Origin of the sequence: Mangrovicoccus sp. HB161399, from assembly GCF_013184745.1 — a bacterium.
GTDB lineage: Bacteria > Pseudomonadota > Alphaproteobacteria > Rhodobacterales > Rhodobacteraceae > Mangrovicoccus.
On record NZ_JAATVU010000320.1, the window covers coordinates 1 to 520 of the forward strand.

Here is a 520-nt window from a genome sequence, read left to right on the forward strand (position 1 = left end):
TGACCTTGCCCCCGGCTCCCGGACTGGGCGGATGTTCACTATGCGCCCATCTTTGCGGACATGTCGATCCTTGCCTGCCCGGGCGTGCGGCATCCGATGCTCGGGTGGCGGCGCTTCCGCTTGCAGAAGATGGCGATGCACTCGAACAGCGCCGCCCTGGCCTCGCGGCGCGACCGGAACCTGGTGCAGTGGACGAGTTCGTTCGCCAACGATCCGAAGAAGCTCTCCATCGGTGCGTTATCGAGGCAATCACCCTTCCGGCCCATGGAGGCCGTTGCCTTCCAGGCATCCGGAAGCCGCCGGCAATCGCTGCTGGCGTATTGGATTCCGCGATCGGAGCGACAGATCAGCCCCAGTACCGGCCGCCGGTTCTGCAGCGCCATCCGCATCGCGTCGGCCGCGAGGCTGCTCCTGAGCCGCTCCGACATCGACCGCCCCACGATCTCCATCGTTGCCATGTCCTTGACGGCGGCCAGGTGGAGCCAGCCCTCGTCCGTCGGCAGTCGCCAAGGTTGCGCCA

1 protein-coding gene is annotated in these 520 nt (G+C 66.7%); it reads right to left on the reverse strand.

The window, feature by feature from the left end; genetic code table 11:
• Positions 1-38 precede the first annotated feature (38 nt).
• The gene (locus tag HCC78_RS33100) at positions 39-503 is read right to left on the reverse strand and encodes a DDE-type integrase/transposase/recombinase (protein ID WP_256368383.1); all 465 of its coding nucleotides are present in this window, start codon (positions 501-503) and stop codon (positions 39-41) included.
• Between the last annotated feature and the right edge of the window lie 17 nt (positions 504-520).